Source organism: Agrobacterium sp. GW821-FHT14E08, assembly GCF_058803865.1.
Genome location: NZ_JBXAPJ010000002.1, coordinates 51156 through 73936, shown reverse-complemented (window position 1 = coordinate 73936; position 22781 = coordinate 51156). Strand labels below are relative to the sequence as shown.

At 61.1% G+C, this 22781-nt stretch carries 22 protein-coding genes; 12 read left to right on the top strand and 10 right to left on the bottom strand.

Annotation, left to right across the window (positions count from 1 at the left end; translation table 11 throughout):
* Nucleotides 1–52: 52 nt before the first annotated feature.
* Genes cysT through AC1ROR_RS09135 form a run of 3 tightly spaced genes read left to right on the top strand, consistent with a single transcriptional unit; the run spans nucleotide 53 to nucleotide 2827 of the window.
* Nucleotides 53–910: a sulfate ABC transporter permease subunit CysT gene (cysT, locus tag AC1ROR_RS09145; RefSeq protein ID WP_003494311.1), complete on the top strand. Its 858-nt coding sequence runs from the start codon at nucleotides 53–55 to the stop codon at nucleotides 908–910.
* Nucleotides 903–1775, top strand: coding sequence for a sulfate ABC transporter permease subunit CysW (cysW, locus tag AC1ROR_RS09140; RefSeq protein ID WP_498589235.1), 873 nt, complete (start codon nucleotides 903–905; stop codon nucleotides 1773–1775). Before cysT ends, cysW begins: the two co-directional genes overlap by 8 nt.
* A gap of 11 nt (nucleotides 1776–1786) precedes the next feature.
* A complete protein-coding gene (locus AC1ROR_RS09135) occupies nucleotides 1787–2827 on the top strand; it encodes a sulfate/molybdate ABC transporter ATP-binding protein (protein ID WP_035218478.1) in 1041 nt (346 codons plus the stop codon).
* 520 nt (nucleotides 2828–3347) lie between these two features.
* Here AC1ROR_RS09135 and AC1ROR_RS09130 read toward each other — a convergent pair.
* The 4 genes from AC1ROR_RS09130 to AC1ROR_RS09115 form a co-directional block, all read right to left on the bottom strand.
* A complete protein-coding gene (locus AC1ROR_RS09130; protein ID WP_498589234.1) occupies nucleotides 3348–4361 on the bottom strand; it encodes an NAD(P)H-quinone oxidoreductase in 1014 nt (337 codons plus the stop codon).
* A gap of 88 nt (nucleotides 4362–4449) precedes the next feature.
* On the bottom strand, nucleotides 4450–6252 hold the full coding sequence (locus AC1ROR_RS09125; RefSeq protein WP_035218473.1) for a GGDEF domain-containing protein: 1803 nt from the start codon (nucleotides 6250–6252) through the stop codon (nucleotides 4450–4452).
* Nucleotides 6253–6432: 180 nt separating this feature from the next.
* Entirely contained in the window at nucleotides 6433–6669 is a 237-nt protein-coding gene (locus AC1ROR_RS09120) for a ribbon-helix-helix domain-containing protein (protein WP_035218471.1), read from the bottom strand.
* Nucleotides 6670–6922: 253 nt separating this feature from the next.
* Nucleotides 6923–7471, bottom strand: a complete 549-nt coding sequence (locus AC1ROR_RS09115) for an HdeD family acid-resistance protein (protein WP_498589233.1) — start codon at nucleotides 7469–7471, stop codon at nucleotides 6923–6925.
* Nucleotides 7472–7692: 221 nt separating this feature from the next.
* Here AC1ROR_RS09115 and betI point away from each other — a divergent pair, with 221 nt between their 5' ends.
* The 3 genes from betI to betA all read left to right on the top strand — a co-directional run bounded on the left by betI (nucleotide 7693) and on the right by betA (nucleotide 11685).
* Nucleotides 7693–8313, top strand: coding sequence for a transcriptional regulator BetI (gene betI / locus AC1ROR_RS09110; protein ID WP_080833746.1), 621 nt, complete (start codon nucleotides 7693–7695; stop codon nucleotides 8311–8313).
* Between the two features lie 30 nt (nucleotides 8314–8343).
* The gene (gene betB / locus AC1ROR_RS09105; RefSeq protein ID WP_498589585.1) at nucleotides 8344–9807 is read left to right on the top strand and encodes a betaine-aldehyde dehydrogenase; all 1464 of its coding nucleotides are present in this window, start codon (nucleotides 8344–8346) and stop codon (nucleotides 9805–9807) included.
* A 228-nt stretch (nucleotides 9808–10035) separates the two neighbouring features.
* On the top strand, nucleotides 10036–11685 hold the full coding sequence (gene betA / locus AC1ROR_RS09100; protein WP_498589232.1) for a choline dehydrogenase: 1650 nt from the start codon (nucleotides 10036–10038) through the stop codon (nucleotides 11683–11685).
* 3 nt (nucleotides 11686–11688) lie between these two features.
* Here the strand turns inward: betA and AC1ROR_RS09095 are convergent, their stop codons facing one another.
* Nucleotides 11689–11988: a type II toxin-antitoxin system RelE/ParE family toxin gene (locus AC1ROR_RS09095; RefSeq protein ID WP_003522214.1), complete on the bottom strand. Its 300-nt coding sequence runs from the start codon at nucleotides 11986–11988 to the stop codon at nucleotides 11689–11691.
* The gene (locus AC1ROR_RS09090; protein ID WP_498589231.1) at nucleotides 11985–12257 is read right to left on the bottom strand and encodes a YlcI/YnfO family protein; all 273 of its coding nucleotides are present in this window, start codon (nucleotides 12255–12257) and stop codon (nucleotides 11985–11987) included. Before AC1ROR_RS09090 ends, AC1ROR_RS09095 begins: the two co-directional genes overlap by 4 nt.
* 150 nt (nucleotides 12258–12407) lie before the next feature.
* Between AC1ROR_RS09090 and AC1ROR_RS09085 the strand changes: the two genes are divergently transcribed.
* Entirely contained in the window at nucleotides 12408–13751 is a 1344-nt protein-coding gene (locus AC1ROR_RS09085) for a chloride channel protein (protein WP_498589230.1), read from the top strand.
* 4 nt (nucleotides 13752–13755) lie between these two features.
* On the opposite strand, the gene AC1ROR_RS09080 is transcribed toward AC1ROR_RS09085, so the two are convergent.
* A complete protein-coding gene (locus tag AC1ROR_RS09080; protein ID WP_498589229.1) occupies nucleotides 13756–14508 on the bottom strand; it encodes a DUF3750 domain-containing protein in 753 nt (250 codons plus the stop codon).
* A 73-nt stretch (nucleotides 14509–14581) separates the two neighbouring features.
* Here AC1ROR_RS09080 and AC1ROR_RS09075 point away from each other — a divergent pair, with 73 nt between their 5' ends.
* Nucleotides 14582–15580, top strand: coding sequence for an asparaginase (locus AC1ROR_RS09075; protein WP_498589228.1), 999 nt, complete (start codon nucleotides 14582–14584; stop codon nucleotides 15578–15580).
* Between the two features lie 162 nt (nucleotides 15581–15742).
* Nucleotides 15743–16363: a glutathione S-transferase family protein gene (locus AC1ROR_RS09070; RefSeq protein WP_080833757.1), complete on the top strand. Its 621-nt coding sequence runs from the start codon at nucleotides 15743–15745 to the stop codon at nucleotides 16361–16363.
* Nucleotides 16364–16514: 151 nt separating this feature from the next.
* Here AC1ROR_RS09070 and AC1ROR_RS09065 read toward each other — a convergent pair whose 3' ends face one another.
* Complete coding sequence (locus AC1ROR_RS09065; RefSeq protein WP_035218451.1) at nucleotides 16515–17174, bottom strand: glutathione S-transferase family protein; 660 nt, start codon at nucleotides 17172–17174, stop codon at nucleotides 16515–16517.
* A gap of 182 nt (nucleotides 17175–17356) precedes the next feature.
* Nucleotides 17357–17872, bottom strand: coding sequence for a MarR family winged helix-turn-helix transcriptional regulator (locus AC1ROR_RS09060; protein WP_020812499.1), 516 nt, complete (start codon nucleotides 17870–17872; stop codon nucleotides 17357–17359).
* A gap of 141 nt (nucleotides 17873–18013) precedes the next feature.
* On the opposite strand from AC1ROR_RS09060, the gene AC1ROR_RS09055 reads away from it, so the two are divergent.
* Nucleotides 18014–19543, top strand: coding sequence for an MDR family MFS transporter (locus AC1ROR_RS09055; protein ID WP_498589227.1), 1530 nt, complete (start codon nucleotides 18014–18016; stop codon nucleotides 19541–19543).
* Between the two features lie 36 nt (nucleotides 19544–19579).
* Here the strand turns inward: AC1ROR_RS09055 and AC1ROR_RS09050 are convergent, their stop codons facing one another.
* Nucleotides 19580–19879 carry an addiction module antidote protein gene (locus tag AC1ROR_RS09050; protein ID WP_080833761.1) on the bottom strand — a complete coding sequence of 100 codons (300 nt, stop codon included), beginning with the start codon at nucleotides 19877–19879 and terminating at the stop codon, nucleotides 19580–19582.
* A gap of 206 nt (nucleotides 19880–20085) precedes the next feature.
* Here AC1ROR_RS09050 and AC1ROR_RS09045 point away from each other — a divergent pair, with 206 nt between their 5' ends.
* Together AC1ROR_RS09045 and AC1ROR_RS09040 are read left to right on the top strand one after the other, a co-directional pair.
* Nucleotides 20086–21096 carry a ligase-associated DNA damage response exonuclease gene (locus AC1ROR_RS09045; protein ID WP_498589584.1) on the top strand — a complete coding sequence of 337 codons (1011 nt, stop codon included), beginning with the start codon at nucleotides 20086–20088 and terminating at the stop codon, nucleotides 21094–21096.
* 1 nt (nucleotide 21097) lies between these two features.
* Nucleotides 21098–22723, top strand: coding sequence for a cisplatin damage response ATP-dependent DNA ligase (locus tag AC1ROR_RS09040; protein WP_498589226.1), 1626 nt, complete (start codon nucleotides 21098–21100; stop codon nucleotides 22721–22723).
* Nucleotides 22724–22781: the final 58 nt, after the last annotated feature.

Sequence of the window (22781 nt, the reverse complement as noted above, 5' to 3'; positions counted from 1 at the left end):
CCCCGGTTTTCTGTCCGGAAATGCGCCAAACTAAAGATTATCCGGAGCCTTGATGAGCAATAATACTTCCGGAAACAGGTGGAAATGGCGGCAGTCGAGCGTCATACCGGGCTTCGGCCTGACGCTTGGTTACACAGTGACCTATCTGTTTCTCATCATTCTTATTCCGCTTGGCGGCCTCGTCTGGTCCACGGCGAAACTGGGTTTTTCAGATTTCATTGCAATTGCCACGGATAGCCGCACGCTGAATGCGCTGCGTGTCAGTTTCGGAACGGCATTTCTTGCCGCGCTGGTCAACGCGGTCTTCGGTGTCATCGTCGCCTGGGTGCTGACGCGTTACCGTTTTCCCGGCCGTCGCTTCGTCGATGCCATCGTCGATCTGCCTTTTGCCCTGCCAACGGCGGTCGCCGGTATCGCGCTGACCACGCTTTATGCCAATCGCGGCTGGGTCGGTTCGCTGTTCGAACCCTTCGGCATCAAGATCGCCTTTACGCCGACCGGCATCGTCATCGCGCTGATCTTCATCGGCCTGCCCTTCGTGGTGCGCACGGTGCAGCCGGTCATGGAAGAAATCGACCGGCAGGTGGAGGAGGTGGCCGCCACGCTTGGCGCCAATCGTTTCCAGACCATCACCCGCGTCCTGCTGCCGAGCCTGACACCCGCCATCCTCACGGGTTTCGCGCTCGCCTTCGCACGCGGTGTCGGGGAATATGGTTCGGTCATCTTCATCGCCGGCAATATTCCCTACGTCTCGGAAATCGCGCCGCTCCTCATCGTCATCCGGCTGGAGGAGTTCAATTATGCGGCCGCGACCGGCATCGCCACCATCATGCTGATCATCTCGTTCGCCATGCTGTTCCTCATCAATCTCATTCAGGCCTGGAGCCGCAAGAGGTACGGTTATGTCTGAGACCGCTTCCCGCACGTCCCCCCGGCCGTTCCGCGACCCCGCCAGCGAGAGCTTTCCCGCCCGGCTGGCGTTGATCGCGATTGCCTTCGTCTTCCTCGCTGCATTTCTGGTTCTGCCGCTGATATCGGTCTTTTTCGAAGCCTTCCGTAAGGGTGCGGAAAGCTTCTGGGAGGCGATCGTTGAGCCGGATGCGCTCTCAGCCATCCGCCTGACGCTGCTCGTCGCCGCCATTTCGGTCCCGCTCAACCTGGTCTTCGGGGTGATGGCCGCCTGGGCGATTGCGAAATTCGAGTTCAAGGGCAAGGCCTTCCTGATCACGCTCATCGACCTACCGTTCTCGATCTCGCCGGTCATATCGGGCCTCGTCTATGTCATCCTGTTCTCATCCCACAGCGTGCTGGGGCCATGGCTGAAGAGCTACGGCATCGAGATACTCTTCGCCGTGCCGGGCATCGTGCTCGCTACCATCTTTGTCACCTTTCCTTTTGTCGCGCGCGAACTGATCCCGCTGATGCAGGATCAGGGCAATGGCGACGAGGAGGCGGCGATTTCGCTCGGTGCTTCGGGCTGGCAGACCTTCTGGTATGTCACGCTGCCCAACATCAAATGGGGCCTGCTTTACGGCGTGCTACTCTGCAACGCCCGCGCCATGGGCGAGTTCGGCGCCGTCTCGGTGGTCTCGGGCCATATTCGCGGCGAGACCAACACCATGCCGCTGCATGTCGAGATACTCTATAATGAGTACAATATGGGCGCGGCCTTTGCGGTGGCGACGCTGCTCGCCGGTCTGGCGTTGGTGACGCTCATTCTCAAAACCATTCTCGAAATACGCTTTGGCGCGGGCAACGCAGCCGGCAAGCATTGAAAGGCATCTTCATGGAAGTGAAAGTTTCCGGCATCACCAAGCAGTTCGATCGCTTTCCGGCGCTGAACGATGTGTCGCTCGACATTCGTTCCGGCGAGCTGATCGCGCTGCTCGGTCCTTCCGGTTCCGGCAAGACGACGCTGCTGCGTCTCATCGCCGGTCTCGAGCAGCCGACGACCGGCCAGATTTTCTTCGGCAACGAAGATGCTTCACACCGCACCGTGCAGGAGCGCAATGTCGGTTTTGTGTTCCAGCATTACGCCCTGTTCCGCCACATGACGGTGGCCGACAATATCGCCTTCGGCCTCAAGGTGCGCCCTTCAGGAAAGCGCCCGCCGAAAGCGGAAATCCGCAGGCGGGTTTCCGAGCTTCTCGACATGGTGCACCTCTCCGGGCTTGAGAAGCGTTACCCCTCGCAGCTTTCCGGCGGCCAGCGCCAGCGCGTGGCGCTTGCCCGCGCCGTCGCCATCGAGCCGAAGGTGCTGCTTCTCGATGAACCCTTCGGCGCGCTCGACGCCAAGGTGCGCAAGGAGCTGCGCCGTTGGTTGCGCGAATTCCACGATCGCACCGGCCACACCACCGTCTTCGTCACCCACGATCAGGAAGAGGCGCTGGAACTGGCCGACCGCGTCGTCGTCATGAGCCAGGGCAAGATCGAACAGGTCGGCACGGCGGACGATGTCTACGACACGCCCAACTCCCCCTTCGTTTTCTCCTTCATTGGCGAATCCTCCAGCCTGCCGGTAACGATCCGCGACGGCCACGTGCTGTTCCAGGGCGAAAGCATCGGCATCGACGAGAGCGGCTCTGGCGAGGGCGAGCTTTTCTTCCGCCCGGAAGATGTGGTGCTGACTGGGGAGAAGGACGCGCTTTACGGCAAGGTCACCACCTGTCGCCGCCTCGCCGGCACCCGCATCGCCGAAATCGACATCGCCAATAACGGCCATGAACCCTATCACCTCGAAATCGAGGTGCCGCTCAACGCCGCCGTGGCGGTGGGGGCGGAGCTGCGCTTCCGGCCGACACGGTGGAAGGTGTTCGGGAAGAAATAGGGGAGAGGTGACCGCAGTTGACGGTCGATGATTTGTCGCTCTCCCCCGTTCTCCGTCATACCGGCCTCGAGCCGGTATCCAGCCAGCCCAAGTCTTTGGGCTGAAAGGAGTCCTATCGTCGCGCAGACACGCGCCGGCTGGATGCCGGGTCAAGCCCGGCATGACGGAAGAGACGTGTCACGAGTAGCATCGAGCATCGAGCTTGCCGCACTGGCATTCGAGGCACAGATTTCCCCAATAGTCGAAGTAATAAGCAAAAACGGAAAAGGGCCGCCGAAGCGACCCTTCCATGAGTTTGGTCCTGTTTACAGACCCGGGACTGTTTCTCAACGTTCCGAAGGCTAGAGGTTTTACGCCGAGGGTTGCCCCGTCGAAAACACACCCTTTCCATTGCCTGCACCAGAGACCGAAATCTCACTAGACATTGGATCACCTCCTTCCGATACGTTGAACATAACTAGAAGGTAGTACGATTCGTCAGTAATGCAAGAGGGATTACTTCCAGGGGACGCTCCTGGCGTCAAGACACCCGCATCACGATCTTGCCGATATGATTGCTGCTTTCCATCAGCCGGTGCGCTTCCACGACCTCATCCAGCGTGAAGACCCGGTTGATGACCGGTGCCAGCTGACCGCTTTCGATGAGCGGCCAGACCTCTGCGACAAGGTCGTCGCGGATCGCACGTTTTTCGTCGGCCGTGCGGGGGCGCATGGTGGAGCCGGTGACGGTGAGGCGTTTGACCATGATGGGGGTGAGGTTGACCTTCTCGGCCACGGCGCCGCCCAGGAAGGCGATGATGGACAGGCATCCGTCCTTGGCGAGTGCCGAAAGGTTCTTTTCGAAATAGGCCGCACCGATCATATCGAGAATGACATCGACGCCCTTGCCGTCGGTTTCAGCTTTGATGACGGCGGCAAAATCTTCCTCACGATAGTTGATCGCCCGTTTGGCGCCGAGCTTCACGCAGGCTTCGCATTTTTCCGCCGAGCCCGCCGTGGCATAGACTTCGGCGCCGAAAGCCCTGGCAAGCTGGATCGCCGTTGTGCCGATGCCGCTGGTGCCGCCATGGATGAGCACGCTTTCCCCTTCGGTGAGGCCCGCCATCTGGAAGAGATTGGCCCAGACGGTGAAGAAGGTTTCCGGCAAAGCCGCCGCTTGGACGGCGTCGTAACCCTTGGGGAAGGGCAGGGCCTGCCCGGCCGGCACGGTGCAATATTGCGCATAACCGCCGCCATTGGCGAGCGCGCAGACCTTGTCGCCCAGCTTGAATTCGGTAACGCCTTCACCCAGCGCAACCACCTCGCCGGCGATTTCAAGGCCGAGGATCGGGCTTGCATCCTTCGGCGGTGGATAGATGCCCTGCCGCTGCGCCACATCCGGCCTATTGACGCCCGCCGCCTCGACCTTCACCAGAACCTCGCCTTTCGCGGGCTTGGGCAAAGGCGCGTGCGAAAGCCGCATCACCTCCGGGCCGCCATGGGAGGGAAGGTCGATGAAGCGCATTTTTTCGGGCAGGGTCGTCGTGTCGGGCATGGCCAGGGGCAACTCCTCACTTGTCGGCGTCGCCTGAAGATGTAGGTCAGATGCGCCGCTTAGGGAAGAAGTCCCTTTGTCACGAGTGTCATTTTGTCTCGCCGAATACCCGGATGACGAGGCCGCTGTCATTTTCCTTCGCAGCCGCCTTGATACCGGCGATCTCGCCGCCGATGCGCTCAGGATTAGCGATGATCAGCCCCTTCGGCAGAGTGAGAACGCCGATCGAGCAGCGCAACAGCGCGAAGTCCCGCTCGTTGCCGTGGCGGTCCTGGCCCTTCATGCAGCCGGCGGCGCGGTCTTCATCCGAATAGAGCTCGGCGACATCAACGTGAAAATCGCTAAGCAGCCGCTCGAGGATTTCCGTCAGCTCCTCCACCGTCCAGTCGCGCACGCCGATGAAGAAGTCGTCGCCGCCAATATGTCCGAGAAAGCAGTCGCCGGCGAAGAAATAGCGTCGCATCAGGGCCGAAAACAGCGTGATGGCGTGGTCACCGGCGTTGAAGCCATATTTGTCGTTGAAGGGTTTGAAATTGTCGAAGTCGCAATAACAGAAGAAGCGCGCCTCGTCGCCATCGCTGCAGCTGTCGGTAATGAAGCCGCCAATGGCACGGTTGCCGGGCAGCGCCGTCAGCGGGTTCTGGTCCTGCGCCATTTTCAGCTGTTTTTCATTGATGACCTTGATGAGCGAGGCCGCCGAGACGATGCCGGCGTAACGCATGTTTTCGGTGAGGATGATGCAGGCGCTGCCACCCATGCTGGCGAACATGTTCATCAGCTGGTCGGCGTCGGCATCGAGACCCACAATCGGCGCGGGGTCGACGAAATGGGATATGGTGCGCTCATAGATCTTGTTCTTGAGCAGGTCGCGACCGAAGGGCCGGTAGATATATTCCTTGAGGTGGTATTCGTTGATGACGCCGCGCGGTTCGCCATTGGCGTTGAGAACGGGGAAGAAAGCCTGCTGCGGGTTTCGGCGGAACAGTTCGAAGACATTGTCGACGCTGTCATGTTCAAAGACGGTGGGAAGCCGCTCGATTTCCCGGCGAATGAGGATTTCGTCGAGCGTCTGGCTGCTGCGCCGCGTCACGCCGATGCGGTTGAGGTGCGGAAAGCTTTCTGGCAGCTCGCTGGTGAAGACCGTGGGTCTGGCGATCAGCCAGCCCTGCACCAGATCGACGCCGAATTCACGGCAGGTCAGAAATTCCGCTTCCGTTTCGATGCCTTCGGCAATGACCCGGACGCCGAGAACATGGGCGATGTTGACGATATTGCGGACGAGATGCTGCTTGCGGGGAAGATGGTCGACGCCGTGAATGAAATGCCGGTCGATCTTCAGGTAATCCAGCGGAAAATCGCAGAGCAGCTTCATCTCGCCGTGACCGGCGCCGAAATCGTCGATCGCGAGCTTGAAACCTTCCTTGCGCATGCGGGCAATCAGCGCCGTGAATTCCGGCACGCTGGTATTGTCGAAACGTTCGGAAAGCTCGAAACAGATGGAGGAGGCCGGAATGCCCGCCCGGGCCAGATGACCGACGAGCTTGTCGAGAATGGCGTCGCCATGCGGGATCAGCCGCACATCGAGATTGAGGAAGAGGGTGGTGGAGGAAAAATCGGGCAGGGTGGAGAATTTTGCCAGCGCCCGGCTTGCCAGCATCTGCTCGAAAGCCTTCAACTCGCCATCCGCGGCAGCCTGGTCGAGAAGCGCCAGCGGATTGGAAAAACCCAGCCGGTCATGGCCACGCATCAGCGATTCATAACCGAAGATCGTGCCTGTCGTTGCCTCGACAATCGGCTGAAACGCGGTTTCAAGCACAAGCTTCGCCATTGGAAACATCTGCCCGGAGGCAAACCGCCTTATGACATCGTTTTCCACCGTGACGGCCTGCATTCCTGTTTCTCCGCTCTTGCCGGTCCCGTTGCTGGCATGCGCATGGAATACCCACACGGGACCCGTCTCTTTTGCGGCAACAATTGCAGATTACAGGTCAACAAAAGCTTTCACGACTGTGAAGCTTTGATGAACGTTTTGTAACGGCCCCCTATATCGAAGAGGGGGCCGCACCAAGCCTTATGCCCGGCGCGCATGACCCGTGTGAGCGGCGTAAAGCTCCGCAACATTCATGCGCTCGCGGTCCGCCTCGACAGGTTCTGCCGGCCTGGTGCCGACGCCGTGTTCGGCGGAGGCCGCCCATAGTCTCAGCGCGGCCCTGACGACCTCGCTGCCGGATGCGTAAGCGCCGCAATTCACGGCCTCTCGCATTCTTGCTGCCTGTTCCGGGGAAATCGATACTGTCACCATTGGCATGATATCACTCCCTTTTTAAATGACCGCCATGGGCAACCCGATAGATGTCCGCTGTGCGGACGGGGCGATGGCAATCTTTTGCGGGCGGTCGTTTTTTGAGGTTTTCGTCTGGACGCCGCTTCCAGCGAAATTGGTATCATCGTCTATCTTACCACGAAACGCGTTCCATACCCAATTTGCAGTATATAAGGGTTTAGTTTTTCCATGACGGGCGCCTGCTTGATATGAGGTCACAGACGCGCCGCAAACGCTCTCATGACCGCATGGCCATGGCGAGCGCGATCATCGCAAAGCCCTGCATGATAAGGTCTATCGCCAGGAACAGGCCAAGGACCCAAAGGCTGTTCACCGGCCAGCCGGCGGCTATCACCAGGCCCGCAAGTGCCGTTACCGCACCCGCCACGGCAACCCAGCCCCAGCCCGTTGCGGGTCTCAGCCGGAAGCCGACGACGAGGCGGAAGATGCCGGCGACAATGAGCGACACAGCCATCAACAATGTCAGCACGGCCGCGGTCAGATCAGGGTTTTGAAAGGCGATGACACCGGCAACGGCATAAAGCAGGCCGCTCAGCGTCCAGAACAGTGCGCTTTCCCATCCTTTCACCTGAAAGGCATGGAAAAGCTGCAAAATGCCGCCCATCAGCATCATGACGCCGACATAAAATACGGAGGCGACGGTGGCGACGAGAAGATTGCCGAGCGCAAATACCCCAAAGGCCAGAAGGACGAGGCCAAGGGCCAGAAACCAACCCCACTTCGCTCTGAGGGGTGAAAATCCAGGCGCATTGAGACTGTGTGTCATCTCGCTGTCTCCATGAATGGTCGCGGTAAAGCTATCACGATTGCAGCATAGCGCAACGAGAATGCCGAAGATTTGATCCAGATCATGAGGCGCATGCAGCGGCAAAACCGTTTGCGCTTCAGTCTTTCCGCCCGGCAGCACATCCGCGACATGAAATGGCGCATTTTTTATTGATTGATTGATCAATCAAGAATATTTTGCCCGCCATCAAGGAGACCCTTATGCCCAAGATCGGAATGGAGCCTTTGCGCCGCAAGGCGCTTGTGGATGCGGCACTGCGCACCATAGGCCACCATGGTTCGCTGAATGTGACAATGTCTGACATCGCCCGGGAAGCGGGCGTGTCGGCCGCCCTTGCGCATCATTATTTCGGCAGCAAGCAGCAGCTGCTTCTGGAGACCATCCGCAGCCTGCTGCGTGACCTACGGCGCGATGCGGTCGCGGCGCTGACCCGTGCTTCCGGCCCTCGCGCAAGGCTGAGCGCCATCGTCCATGTCTCCTTCCAGAGCGACCAGTTCACGCCCGAAACGGTGGCGGCATGGCTCGCCTTTTATGTCGAGGCGCAGCGTTCGGAAGAAACCCGCCGCCTGCTGGTGCTCTATTCGCGCCGTCTGCGCTCCAACCTCATGGCAAGCCTCAACCGGCTCTGCCCGCCAGACGATGCCGCACGCATCGCGGAAGGGGCGGCGGCCCTAATCGACGGGCTTTATATCAGGCACAGCCTGCGGTCCGCCCCGCTCGGCCTTGCCTCCGCACCGGCGCTTGTCGAGGATTATTTCGACATGCAGCTCAAATCATTTCCCGATGGACAGCGCCCAAAGCCGTCCATTCGCGTTCTTTAAGGAGACTTCGACATGACCATCGCGACGCCGCTGAAGGCGCAGCCGAAAGCCTCGCATTTCATCGACGGGGTGTATGTCGAAGACACGGCCGGCACAGTGATTGAAAGCATCTTCCCGGCCACCGGCGAGGTGATCGCGAGGCTGCATGCGGCAACGCCCGCCATCGTCGAGCGCGCCATCGCCTCGGCCAAACGTGCGCAGAAGGAATGGGCCGCGATGAGCCCAATGGCCCGCGGCCGCATCCTCAAACGCGCCGCCGATATCATGCGCGAGCGCAACGATGCGCTTTCGACGCTGGAGACGCTGGATACCGGCAAGCCCATTCAGGAAACCATCGTCGCCGACCCGACCTCCGGCGCGGATGCCTTCGAATTTTTCGGTGGCATCGCCCCTTCCGCGCTGAACGGCGATTACATCCCCCTCGGCGGCGATTTCGCCTATACCAAGCGCGTGCCGCTCGGCGTCTGCGTTGGTATCGGCGCCTGGAACTATCCGCAGCAGATCGCCTGCTGGAAGGCCGCTCCCGCGCTGGTCGCCGGCAATGCCATGGTCTTCAAGCCCTCGGAAAACACCCCGCTCGGCGCCTTGAAGATCGCCGAAATCCTCATCGAAGCCGGTCTGCCAAAGGGCCTGTTCAACGTCATTCAGGGTGATCGCGATACCGGGCCGCTGCTCGTCAACCACCCCGATGTGGCGAAGGTCTCGCTTACCGGCTCAGTCCCGACCGGCCGCAAGGTGGCTGCCGCCGCTGCCGGGCATCTGAAGCATGTGACGATGGAACTCGGCGGCAAGTCGCCGCTGATCGTCTTCGACGACGCCGATATCGAAAGCGCTGTCGGCGGGGCCATGCTCGGCAACTTCTATTCCTCCGGCCAGGTCTGCTCCAACGGCACCCGCGTCTTCGTGCAGAAAAAGGCGAAGGAGCGTTTCCTCGACAATCTGAAGCGCCGCACCGAGGCGATGGTCCTCGGCGATCCGCTCGACTACGCCACCCATCTCGGCCCGCTGGTTTCCAAGGCCCAGCAGGAGAAGGTCCTTTCCTATATCGAAAAAGGCAAGGCAGAGGGCGCGACGCTCATCACCGGCGGTGGCATCCCCAATAATGTCCCGGGCGAGGGCGCTTATGTACAGCCGACCGTCTTCGCCGATGTGACCGACGACATGACCATCGCCCGCGAGGAAATCTTCGGGCCCGTCATGTGCGTTCTGGATTTCGACGATGAGGACGAGGTTCTCGCCCGCGCCAACGCCACCGAATTCGGGCTGGCCGGCGGCGTCTTTACCGCCGATCTCGCCCGCGCCCATCGCGTGGTCGATCAGCTGGAGGCGGGCACGCTTTGGATCAATACCTATAATCTCTGCCCGGTCGAAATCCCCTTCGGCGGCTCGAAACAATCCGGCTTCGGGCGGGAGAATTCGGCCGCCGCGCTGGAGCATTATAGCGAGCTGAAGACGGTTTATGTGAGCACGGGGAAGGTGGACGCGCCTTATTGAAGCGTGGCGGGTGGGGCTTACCCCCCTCTGTCCTGCCGGACATCTCCCCCTCAAGGGGGGAGATCGATATGCGGCGCGGTCGCGCCCAACTCAACGTTTGCGAATGAAGCGGTGGTAGCGCCGCTTGCCGATCTCCCCCTTGAGGGGGAGATGCCCGGCAGGGCAGAGGGGGGTGAAGCCCCAGCCGCATCGGTCATCGGAACCAACGCTCATCGGAGAGAGCAAATTATGCAAGCAGACTACGTCATCGTCGGTTCGGGTTCCGCAGGCTCCGCCATCGCCTATCGCCTGTCGGAAGACGGTCGTTATTCGGTGATCGTCATCGAGGCCGGCGGGTCGGATTTCGGCCCCTTCATCCAGATGCCGGCCGCACTCGCATGGCCGATGAGCATGAAGCGCTATAATTGGGGCTATCTCTCCGAGCCCGAGCCGAACCTCGACAACCGCAGGATTACGGCGCCGCGCGGAAAAGTCATCGGCGGCTCCTCCTCCATCAACGGCCTCGTTTACGTGCGCGGCCATGCCGAGGATTTCAACCGCTGGGAAGAGCTTGGCGCGCATGGCTGGGCCTATGCGGATGTGCTGCCTTACTTCAAGCGGATGGAACACAGCCATGGCGGCGAGGGGGGCTGGCGTGGCACGGATGGGCCGCTGCATGTGCAGCGCGGCCCGGTCAACAATCCGCTGTTCCACGCCTTCATTCAGGCCGGCGCACAGGCCGGTTTCGAACTGACGGACGATTATAACGGCTCCAAGCAGGAGGGTTTCGGCCTGATGGAGCAGACCATCCATAATGGTCGCCGCTGGTCCGCCGCCAATGCCTATCTGAAACCGGCGCTGAAGCGCGGCAATGTCACGCTGGTCAACGGTTTCGCCCGCAAGGTCGTCATCGAGAACGGCCGCGCGGTTGGTGTCGAGATCGAGCGCAAGGGTGTGGTGGAAACCGTCACGGCCAATCGCGAGGTCATCGTCTCGGCATCCTCCTTCAATTCGCCGAAACTGCTGATGCTCTCAGGCATCGGCCCCGCCGCGCACCTGAAAGACATGGGTATCGAGGTGAAGGCGGATCGTCCGGGCGTGGGCGCAAATCTTCAGGACCATATGGAGTTTTATTTCCAGCAGGTCTCCACCAAGCCGGTCTCGCTTTATTCCTGGCTGCCATGGTTCTGGCAGGGCGTTGCAGGTGCGCAATGGCTGCTGTCGAAGGGCGGGCTTGGCGCCTCCAACCAGTTCGAGGCCTGCGCCTTCCTGCGCTCAGCACCGGGTCTGAAACAGCCGGATATCCAGTATCATTTCCTGCCGGTCGCCATCTCCTATGATGGCAAGGCTGCGGCGAAAAGCCATGGTTTTCAGGTTCATGTGGGTTACAACCTGTCGAAATCGCGCGGCAATGTTACCTTGCGTTCCGCAGATCCACATGACGACCCGGTCATCCGCTTCAACTATATGAGCCACCCGGAAGACTGGGAGAAGTTCCGCCATTGCGTGCGCCTGACGCGCGACATCTTCAGCCAGAAAGCCTTTGACGATTTTCGCGGGCCGGAAATCCAGCCCGGCGAAAATGTCGCGACGGATGAGGAGATCGACGCCTTTTTGCGGGAACATCTGGAAAGCGCCTATCACCCCTGCGGCACCTGCCGCATGGGCGACAGGGACGACCCGATGGCCGTCGTCGATCCCGAATGCCGGGTGATCGGGGTGGAAGGCTTGAGGGTGGCGGACAGCTCGATCTTTCCGCATGTGACCTATGGCAACCTCAACGGCCCGTCGATCATGACCGGCGAAAAGGCGGCGGACCACATTCTCGGCAAAACCCCGCTGCCGCGGTCCAATCAGAAACCTTGGGCGAACCCACGCGCGGCCGTCAGCGACCGGTGAGGGTCAATGGTAATCATCCTCGCGCTGGTGGCGAACGGCGGCAATGGTGACGGTTTCCGGGCCATCAATGCGGAACAGCACGATATAGCCGGAGGAACCGAAGGGCACGAGGAGCTCGCGTATGAGGCTGTTTTCGGCAGATGCCTTGCGGCAACTGAAGGGAAAATCGCCGAGAATCTCCAGTCCTGCTCTTATGGCGCGGATCGCTTTCTCAGCCACATCGATGTCGTAGGCGATCAGAAAATCATAGATGCGATCAAAATCGGCCAAGGCTTCTTCGGTATAGCGAAGCTCATACGTCATTTCCGCTTCGCGGCTTTCGCAGCATCAAGTTTCTTTTGCATCATCGAAAGAACATCGTCGGTGGTATAATAGACACCGGTGCGCTCAGCATCTTCGAGCGAGGCCAGCCCGCGCGCAATGAACTCTGCCTGTGATTTACGGATTTCCACCTGCCTGCGCACGGAATCCTCAACGAAGGAAGAGAGCGTTTCGCCGTCCTTCAGCACGCTTTCCGCCGCCTCGCGAAAATCCGCCGTTACCCGCAGCGAAGGCAATGTCGCCGTTTTCATATTGCGTCTCCATGCGTTGCAATTGCGATGCCAAGAGTGCGCCGATAGGGGCGGCCTGTCAAATGCAAAACCTTGCAATCCCCGCCCGAGAGGCGGATAAACGGACTTCCCGCCTGATGACGACCATCAAAATCACCGATCTGGACCGCCATGCCCGTCGACTACAAAAAGCTGAAGATGCTCCGCCGTTCCCGTGTCGTCTGGGGCTCCTGGCGGGTGTGGAGGCCGAGGGCGGTTTTCTGGATTGGCGCGATTGCGGTTGGCCTTATCAGCGTTGGCTTTGCCTGGGCGGCGGATCGCGCCCAGCACCTTTTCTTTGCGGCGACCTCATCGGGCGAATGGGCGTTTCTGCTGCCGCTCATCATCACGCCGCTCGGCTTCACGCTCTGCGCCTGGCTCGCGATCACGGTTTTCCCCAATGCCGGCGGGAGCGGCATTCCGCAGGCCATCGCCGCGCGGCACCTGCGGGAAGATGCGGACCGTTCGCGGCTTCTGTCGCTGAAACTCGCCTTCGGCAAGGTGGTGCTGACGGTGGCCGGGCTTTTGTCCGGTGCTTCCATCGGCCGTGAGGGCCCCACCGTTCAGGTTGGCGCTTCGATCATGCTGCAGGCCGCCCGCTGGGGCGGCATGGCGCAGGCGAAGGGCCTCATTCTCGCTGGCTCGGCGGCGGGCATCGCGGCGGCCTTCAACACGCCGCTCGCCGGCATCGTCTTCGCCATCGAGGAAATGAGCAAGACCTATGAATCCCGCGCCAATGGCCTCGTCCTCACCGCCGTCATCCTGTCGGGCCTCGCTTCGCTGGCGCTGGTCGGCAGCTATACCTATTTCGGCACCAGTTCGGTGATGGCGAAAACGACCATGGACTGGCTGCTGGTTCTGGTCTGCGGCATTGGCGGCGGCGCGTTCGGCGCGCTGTTCAGCGCAGGCGCCCTGCGTCTTTCCGCCCGCATCCGGCGCTTCGCGCAGGCCATGCCGCTGAAGCGGATGCTGGCGGTCGCCGCCGCCTGCGGCCTTGCCTCCGCCGTCCTCGGCATCGCAACGGGCGGCGCGACCTTCGGAACCGGTTACGAACAGGCGCGCTCGGCAATCGAGGGCGAGGCCGCGCCGGCATTCTTCTTCATCGAAAAACTGGTGGCGACGTTCCTTGCCATGATGTCGGGTATTCCGGGCGGCATCTTTGCGCCGTCGCTTTCGGTGGGCGCGGGTTTCGGCAGCACCATGGCCTCGCTGCTCGGCACCAGCATTGGCCTTGGCGCCATCGTCGGTATGGCGGGTTATTTTGCGGGCGTGGTGCAGGCGCCGATGACGGCCTTTGTCATCATCCTTGAAATGACCGGCAATCATGAAGGCGTCATGCCTATCATGGCCGCATCGATGCTCGGATATCTGACATCGCGGCTTTTCTCCCGCGAGCCGCTTTATCACGGCCTGTCGCGGGTCTTCATCGCCCAGAGCATCCGCGCCCGGCGCGCCGCTCAGGCCAGCGAAACCTAACCTTTTATGCGCGGATGCCCGCCACGCCGAAATAACCGAGCCCCGGTATCTTCACGCCCGGCCGGCTGAAATCGATGCCGGCGACAAGACCGAGAAAATTGATCTCGAAACCGCTGCGCACACCGGCCGAAACGCCGAACAGGCCGCCGAGCGAAACGCTAACATCCTTCCAGTCATCGGCGATGTGGTAAAACGCGCCCTCTGGCAGATAATCGCGGCCCACGGCATCCGGCGGCAGCACGACGCCGAGTTCCGGCACGCTGCGCAGCACATGGGCGACGAAGGTGTTGGAGTTGGGGCCGGGATAGATGCGGTAGCCGCCCGGCCGGCCATAGGGGTAATCGGCAATCGCCTTTTCGATCTTCGGGATGAGCTTTTCCGCTTCCGCGCTGTGAATGGCCACCACCTGGCGCGGCATGTTGGAATACCAGTAGGCATCCGCCGCATAACCATTGTGGCGGATCGGCGTGCCCCAGCCCACCTTGTCGTAACGGTCATAGCTCGTAGCACCGGGCTTTTTCAGAACGACCCAGGCATGGCTGGCGACGGAGCCCTTGAAACCGCCGGTCATGGCGGAAAAGACATAGACGGCGGCTTCGCCGTTGCTGGACGCCGCCGGCAGCATGCCGGAGGACGACCATCTTGCGGCGTTCCAGCCGCGCGGATGGTCTTTCATGGCCCACAGCCCGGCCGATGCCAGCGCGGGAAGCAGATAGATAACGGCAATCGCCAGCAGCAGACGTTTTGCAAATTTCACTGATAGCCCCGTGCATCGAAAAATCAATTGCGGTATCAACCACATGAAATCAGAATTTTTTGAGGCTGCGAAAATGAACAATTCCGTTACCGTCGAAGTCACCCGCGGCAACCTCGTGGAAAGCCGCCATCAGGGCCTTGCCGTGGTGGTGGATGGCGATGGCGGCGTGCTGTTTTCGGCTGGCGATATCGAGCGCGGTATCTTCCCGCGTTCCGCCTGCAAGGCCATGCAGGCGCTGCCGCTGGTGGAAAGCGGTGCTGCGGATGCCTATGGCTTTGGCAACCGCGAACTGGCGCTTGCCTGCTCCTCCCATTCCGGCGAGGACGCGCATGTGGAGCTCGCCGCTTCGATGCTGGCGAAAGCGGGCAGGGATGCCGATACGCTGGAATGCGGTGCGCACTGGTCTTCCGACCAGAAAACCATCATCCATCAGGCCCGCACGCTGGAAAAGCCGACGGCGCTCCACAATAATTGCTCCGGCAAACATTCCGGTTTTATCTGCGCCTGCTGCCACACCGGCACCGACCCCAAGGGCTATGTCAGTTACGATCATCCGCTGCAGCAGGAAATCCGCGCCACGATGGCAAGCCTGACGGGTGCTGCTCTCGGTCAGGACAATTGCGGCGTGGATGGCTGCTCCATCCCCACCTATGCCGTTCCGCTGAAAGGGCTGGCGCATGGTTTCGCGAAAATGGCGACGGGCAGGGGGCTGGAAACGGGCCGTGCGAAAGCCTCGCGCCGTCTCGTCGAGGCCTGCATGGCGGAGCCCTTTTACGTGGCGGGCACCGGCCGCGCCTGCACGAAACTGATGCAGGTCGCGCCGGGAAAAATCTTCGCAAAGACCGGCGCGGAGGGCGTTTTTGTCGCTGCTCTGCCGGAAAAGGGCATTGCCATGGCGGTTAAATGCGAAGACGGCACGACGCGTGCGGCGGAAGCCATGGTCTCGGCATTGCTTGCGCGCTATTTCGATGAAGGCAGCGAAGAGCAGCAGGCTTTGCTTGGCATGGCGAACCGGCAGATGCGCAACTGGAACGGCATCCATGTCGGCGATGTCAGAGTCGTCGGGCTGTAAAATCGGCCGCTAAAAATGCGATAAAACCTTTGACGCAGCCAGCTGCCGGCACGATGATGGCTCGCCCTTGTGCAAGGCGGCCAACCCCTGGCTGCGGCCAGGGCCCGGCGCCCGCAACACGAGGAGGTGGGCGCCTTCATTTGTCCCGGAGGTCGCATATCCATGTTCACATTGTTTTTCTCCCCCGGTTCCTGCTCGCGCGCCAGCCATATCGTGCTTGAGGAATCCGGCCTGCCTTACACGGCCCATCGCGTCAATTTCGCCGAGGGCGAACAGCGCTCCGAGACATTTTTGAAGATCAACCCGAAGGGCCGCGTGCCGGCACTGGCCACGGCGAGCGGCGTGCTGACCGAGACGCCCGCCATCCTCGCCTTCATCGCCCAGATGGCGCCGGAGAAGAAACTCGCGCCGCTCGATGATCCCTTCGAATTTGCCGTCATGCAGTCCTTCAACGCCTTCATCTCTTCCACGGTGCATGTCGCCCATGCGCATGGTCGCCGTGGCAGCCGCTGGGCGAATGAAGATGCGTCTCTGGCGGATATGAAGGCAAAGGTGCCGCAGACCATGGGTGAGTGCTTCGAACTGATCGAGCACGGCCTGCTGCACGGTCCGTGGGTTCTGGGCACCGCCTATTCGGTTGCCGATCCCTATCTTTTCGTCATGTCCGGCTGGCTGGAGAGCGATGGGGTGGATATTGCCCGTTTCCCGAAGGTGCACGACCACTTCCGCCGCATGAACGACCGCCCGGCGGTGCAGCGGGCGCTGGCGGGAGAGAGGGGCTGAGAGGCCCAGTATTTCCGTCATTCCGGCCCTGAGCCGGAATCCAGCCGACGCGCGTCTGCGCGGCGAGAAGGACCCCTTTCAGCCCAAGGACTTGGGCTGGCTGGATGCCGGATCAGGTCCGGCATGACGGAGGGGTAAGGGGCTTAACCGCTCAGGCCGCCTCGGCGGCCCGGCTGTCCCACATCGTCTTGAACGCCGTGCGCGCCTGGCAGCGGGCGAGCCAGGCTTTCAACGCCGGATGGGCATCGAACAGCGGCTGGTGGCCCTGCGCGTAACGAACGATTTCCGCCGCGTTGAGATCGGCAACGGTGAAACGGTCGCCCACCAGATAATCATGGCTGGAAAGATGCTGCTCCAGCACCCGGAAGGGGCGTTTCAGCAGCCGGGCGGCGACATCGATCACGGCCTTGCCGCTATCGCTTTCCGACAGGCCTTCGGCAATGGCGGAGGAAATCTTCAGCGAATTGGTTTCGACTTCGGTGGCGGCGAAGAAGGACCATTGCAGCATCGCCGCATCTTCCTTCAGATCGATGGGGGCGAGCGGCCCGCCATATTTGCGGGCGAGATAAAGATTGATGGCCATGGATTCGTAAAGCACCATGCCGTCATCCTCGATGCAGGGAATGGTGCCCATCGGGTTGACGGCGAGAAATGCGGGAGACAGCGTGTTGAGCGGCGCATCCGCAGCCAGCGGATCGGCAAGGCGACGGGCCTGTATCACGGGCACATGCTTGAATTCTATGCCCAGTTCCCCCGCAAGCCACAGCGTGCGCGTGGCGCGGGAACGGTAGACACCGTAGATCGTCAACATCGAATTTACCCCCTTGAGAGCATTTCCAGTAAAAACCGCGTCGCAGTTTTACGTCCGGACAATGCGGAAAACAAAAAGCAGAATACGGCCGACGATGTCGGCAAACGGCGTGCTCCGGCCTTTTCGATGCGGCACGTTACGGTTTTGCACTTTTAAAGTGAAGTTGCAGATGACGGGGCCAGCTATGATTTTTTCTGATCCGTCAGAAAGTCCGTATCCGGCGACAACCGGTATTCGAAACGGTCGATGAAACGTTCGAACAGGCGCGCGAATGTCTCCACATCCTCCGCCGGCCATCCATCCATCACGTCCTCGATGACACTCATCTTGGTCCGGCGCATTTCCTGCAAAAGACTGGTGCCAAGCGGCGTGATCTCGACAATGCTGCGGCGGCCATCTTCCTGGGAAACGCCGCGTTTCAGCAGGCCGCGCCCGACCATATCCGCCACCACCCGGCTGCCGCGCGAGGGGTCGATGCGCATGCCCTCGGCAATCGCACCCACGGTAACATCGCCTTCCGCCCGGCGCAGAATATCGAGAACGTCGATGTGGGAGAGTTCGAGACCCGGAGCGAGCTTGGCAAGCGCCATGCGGCCGATGATGCGACGGCCGATCATGATGCGCATGCGCGTCATCGTATTGCCGATCCGCTTGATGTCCTCGGGCAGATCCTCGTTCCAGTTTTCCTCAGTCGCCACGCTTCATCGTCCCTTTCGATGCTGTTTTCCGATCACATTTAGCGGCATTAGCACAGATGTCAAAAACTTGCCATTGACATATATATGCTGATAGCACACAAATTGTCGCAGCAAAACTGCCGGAAGCCAACGAGATTTTTCATGGATATGTCCACCGCCCCCGTGGCGCCGCTTGTGTCGGATCATCGGCGCAGGCTTATCGTCTTTCTGTTCCTGATGCTGGCCATGTTCATGGCGACCCTCGATAACCAGATCGTATCGACAGCACTTCCCACCATCGTCGGCGAGTTCGGCGCGCTGGAGCGTTTCGGCTGGATCGGCTCGGCCTATCTTCTGGCGACCAGCGCGGTCATGCCTGTTTATGGCAAGCTCGGCGATCTGTTCGGCCGTAAATATGTGATGATCGCGGCGGTCGTCATCTTCACGCTCGGCTCGCTCGCCTGCGGTCTGGCATGGTCGATGGATTCGCTGATTGCCGCCCGCGTTCTGCAGGGGCTTGGCGGCGGCGGCATCATGGTGTCGATCTTCTCCGTCAATGCGGATCTGTTCGAGCCGCGCGAGCGCGCCCGCTACCAGAGCTATTCCAGCCTCACCATCATGGCATCCGGCAGCGTCGGCCCGATCCTCGGCGGCACGATGAGCGACCTGTTCGGCTGGCGGTCGATCTTCCTCATCAACCTTCCGCTTGGCATTATCGTCATTACAGGACTGGCGCTGATGCTGCCGTATCGCCGCCCGGCCCGCCAGCCGAAGATCGATTATCTCGGCGCGGTGCTCTTGGCAGCCACCATTGCCAGCGTGGTCTTCTGGGCAGACAGCAGTGAATTGTTCGGCTCGCTGATCGCAGGCCCCAGCCTCGGCATCATCGCTTTCGCCGTCATCGCCGCTTTCCTCTGGGTGCAGGTGGAACGCCGCGCGCCGGAACCGGTCGTGCCGCTGCGTCTCTTCAAGGACAGCACCTTTCCGCTCTTGATGATCGTGTCGCTGACCAGCGGCGGCATCGGTATCGGCATGGTCAATTATTACGCCCTGTTCCTGCAGACCACGACCGGGCTTTCGCCCTCCCATGCCGGCCTGTTCTTCATCGCCGTCACCAGCGGCATCGTCATGGGCTCGCTTTCGGCGGGACGGCTGATTTCGATCACCGGCGTCTACAAGCCCTTCTCGGTGGCGGGTCTTTCCATCAACCTCATCGCCATGCTGCTGTTCACGCAGATGCATGCCGGAACGCCGCTTTGGGTCATTGCGGTCCTCATGTTGGCACAAGGCTTTGCTGTCGGCCTCGGCCAGCAGGCGCCGATCATCGGCGTGCAGAATTCCGCGCCCAAGGCGGATATCGGTGCGGCGAGCGGTGCGGTAACGCTGACCCGCATGGGTGGTGCTGCCATCGCCATCTCGGTCTATGGCGCCATCGTGTCATCGAGCCTCAAGGGCGTGGCGGTCGATATTCCCGGTGTCGGCAAGATCGAGGAACTGACGCCGAAAATGCTCTCCGAACTCCCGGCCGCCTCGCAAGCCGCCGTCGCCTCGCTCTATTCGGATGCGTTTACGCCGCTCTTCTTCGCCGCAGCCGCAACCGCCGCCATCGGCCTTGCGGCGGCGCTGATGCTGAAACCGGTGCGACTGCCGGCGGCGGTACAGGCAAAGCCGGCGGAAGGGGCGGGGGAGTAGTGACGCGTAGTTGTAAGGCTGGCGTAAATCCCAGCCTTACGCGGCGCTCAATGATTTTTCGACGGCCAGTCGGAAGCCCAGTGCATGCAGGACTTTCTGCACGGTTTCATAGCGAAGCTTCGAACCGGGCTTAAGTGCTTTGTAGAGGCTTTCACGGCCCAGACCCGAAGCATCCGCAACATGTGACATTCCGCGCGCCCTGGCGACGGCGCCAAGGGCAGCAATGAACACGTCAGGGTTTTCGTCTTCCATCGCGACCGCCAGATATTCGATCATGGCTTCATCGCTATCCAGATAGTCCGACACATCGAATTGGCTAAATTCCGTCACGGCCATCCCTTCCTATTGTCTGCGCCATCCCGATTGCGCGTTTTATGTCCCGCTTTTGCGAAGACTTGTCCCCGCCGATCAGCGTACAGCCCCGGCTCAACGCCGAAATGACGGGTGGCAAAACAAAAACACCCCCACTGGAAATTTAACGCCCGTTCCGCGTTATGCTCGCAGCACTTTACATTCGCGCGGGCGGCCCTATCTCAATGAATATGAAGCCGGAACAGCTCCTGAATTCCACGCCCAAGGGCCTTTATTGTCCGGCGGGCGATTTTTATATCGATCCCGTGCGCCCGGTGGCGCGGGCGCTCATTACCCATGGCCATTCCGATCACGCCCGCGCGGGCCATGGCGCGGTGCTGGCCACGCGCCAGACGCTGGATATCATGCGTATCCGTTATGGTGAGGATTTCTGCGGCAGCGAGCAGGCGGTCGCGTTCGGTGAGAGGGTGGAGGTGAATGGCGTCACCGTCGGTTTCCATCCCGCCGGCCATGTGCTGGGTTCGGCGCAAATCTCCGTGGAAATGAACGGCCTGCGCATCGTCGCGTCTGGTGATTACAAGCGCGGGGTCGATCCCACCTGTGCGCCCTTCGAGACCGTTCCCTGCGATGTCTTCATCACCGAGGCCACCTTCGGCCTGCCGGTGTTTCACCATCCGCTGCCGCGCGTGGAAATCGGCAAGCTGCTCACCTCCATCAAACAGTTTCCCGAACGGACCCATCTTGTCGGAGCCTATTCGCTCGGCAAGGCGCAGCGCGTCATCCGGCTTTTGCGGGACAACGGTTATTCCGATCCCATCTATATTCACGGCGCGCTGGCGCGGCTTTGCGATTATTACGTCTCGCAGGGCATCGATCTCGGCGATCTGCGCCCCGCAACGCTCGAAAAAAGCGATCCCTCCGCCTTCAAGGGCGCGATTGTCGTCGGTCCACCCTCGGCTTTTCAGGAACGTTGGGCGCGGCGCTTCAACGAACCGCTCATCGCTTTCGCCTCCGGCTGGATGATGGTGCGGCAACGCGCCAAACAGGGCGGTGTGGAGCTGCCGCTGGTGATATCAGATCATTGCGACTGGCCGGAACTCCTGGAGACGATCAGGGAAATTTCCCCGCAGGCCGTCTGGGTCACCCATGGCCGTGAGGAGGCGCTGGTGCGCTGGTGCGAATTGCAGGGCATTGCCGCCAAGCCGCTGCATCTTGTCGGTTACGAGGATGAGGGGGATTGAGATGAAAGCCTTCGCGACGCTGCTCGACCGGCTCGTTCTCACCCCCTCGCGCAACGGCAAACTGAAGCTGCTGACAGATTATTTCCGCGATACGCCCGATCCCGACCGGGGTTACGGGCTGGCGGCGATTGCCGGCACGCTGGATCTCAAAAGCGTCAAACCCGCCCTGCTGCGCGAGCTGGTGCTGGAGCGGATGGACGAGGTGCTGTTTCGCTATTCCTATGATTATGTCGGTGATCTGGCCGAGACCATATCGCTGGTCTGGGGCAATATCGGCGGCGCGGATGATTCCGAGGCGCAGGACCCGCGCCTCGGCGACGTCGTCACATTGATGAATTCGCTCGGCCGCACCGAGGTGCGCAGCGCGGTGCGCGATCTTCTCGACCGGCTCGATACGTCCTCGCGTTTCGCTTTCCTCAAACTCGCCACCGGCAGCCTGCGCATCGGCGTTTCGGCGCGGCTGGCCCGGCAGGCGCTGGCGGATTTTGCCGGGAAAGACATCACCGAAATCGAGACCCTCTGGCACGGGCTGGCACCGCCCTATACGCAACTTTTCGCCTGGCTTGAGGGGAAATCCGGGTGGCCGGTGCTGGCGACGCCGGCCATCTTCCATTCGGTGATGCTGGCGACACCGGTTTCCGATGGCGACCTTGATGCGCTGGACCCGGCCGACTACGCCGCCGAATGGAAATGGGACGGCATTCGCGTGCAATTGTCCCGCGCCGGGAGCACACGAAAACTCTATTCCCGCTCGGGCGACGATATTTCCGGCGCCTTTCCCGATGTTCTTGACGCGATTGACTTCGAAGGCGTGATGGATGGCGAGTTGCTGATCGGCGGCACAGCGCGCTCCAACAATCTCACCCGCACCTTCTCCGACCTGCAGCAGCGGCTGAACCGCAAGACGGTGACAGCGAAGATGCTGGATGACTATCCCGCCTTCATCCGCGCCTATGACCTGCTGTTCGAGGGCGAGAGCGATATTCGCGCGCAGACCTATCTGGAGCGCCGCGGCCGCCTTTCGGATATTATCGAGCACGCCCCGCATGACCGTTTCGACCTCTCGCCGCTGATCGGCTTCTCCAGCTGGCAGGAACTCGACACGCTGCGCGCCGCCCCGCCCGATCCGGTGATTGAGGGCGTGATGATCAAGCGCCGCGACAGCGCCTATCAGGCCGGCCGCGCCAAGGGGCCGTGGTTCAAGTGGAAACGCGATCCCTATAATATCGATGCCGTGATGATGTATGCGCAGCGCGGCCACGGCAAAAGGTCGAGCTATTATTCCGATTTCACCTTCGGTGTCTGGGCGGAAGGCGAGGATGGCGAACAGCTGGTGCCTGTCGGAAAGGCCTATTTCGGCTTCACCGATGCGGAGCTGGAGGTGCTGGACAAGTTCGTACGTGACAATACGGTCGAGCGTTTCGGCCCGGTGCGGGCGGTGCGCGCCACGCCGGATTTCGGTTTCGTGCTGGAGGTGGCCTTTGAGGGCATCAACCGTTCCACCCGACACAAATCCGGCGTCGCCATGCGCTTCCCGCGCATCGCACGGCTCAGGGCCGACAAGCTGCCGGCGGAGGCGGACCGGCTGTCCACGCTGGTGGCGATGATCGATGGTGTGGAGGGGTAGTGCTTCCTTGTCCCGAAATTGCCACGATGCCTGCGAATACATTGTTGTCATTCGCGAA